Source organism: Psychromonas sp. Urea-02u-13, assembly GCF_002835995.1.
In the GTDB taxonomy this organism is placed as follows: domain Bacteria; phylum Pseudomonadota; class Gammaproteobacteria; order Enterobacterales; family Psychromonadaceae; genus Psychromonas.
Window position 1 is genome coordinate 1 of the sequence record NZ_PJBZ01000283.1, and the last position, 414, is coordinate 414.

General features: G+C 35.0%; 1 protein-coding gene. It reads left to right on the plus strand.

All coding sequences use genetic code 11. From position 1 onward, the window contains the following. Positions 1-19 precede the first annotated feature (19 nt). The gene (locus CXF74_RS21750; protein ID WP_101084710.1) at positions 20-316 is read left to right on the plus strand and encodes a DUF1330 domain-containing protein; all 297 of its coding nucleotides are present in this window, start codon (positions 20-22) and stop codon (positions 314-316) included. Positions 317-414 lie beyond the last annotated feature (98 nt).

A 414-nucleotide genomic window follows, 5' to 3' on the forward strand; every position in this document is an offset into this window, starting at 1 on the left:
GCTGTAAAAGAGGTATGCAATGAGTTGCTATATTATTTACCATTACAATATTATCGATAAAGAAAGAATCGAGTTATTAGGTCCGTTATCAGTGCCAATAGTTCAAAAATTTGGTGGTGAATTAGTCATTGCCAATCATGCTGACTGCTTGGAAGGTTCTTCTCCATATTCTCATATGGTTGTTTACAAATTTAAAAGTAAAGAGTTAGCAAAAAGTTTTTACGAATCGAATGAAAGTCGAGAGTTATCTAAACTAAGAAACGAAGTTACGGAAGGTTTTGTTGTTCTAATGCCACAATTCGAGATGCCTAAATAAAGCATCCTTTGACCATCAGAATATACAGCTAACAAGAGCTTTAAACGGAATAAAAACAGTTGGCTACGTTCCGCTTCGCTCCACAATTATAGCCAACT

Coding starts and splice junctions, on each gene's coding strand:
- CXF74_RS21750 (WP_101084710.1), top strand. CDS start 20: ATGAGTTGCTATATTATTTACCATTACAATATTATCGATAAAGAAAGA.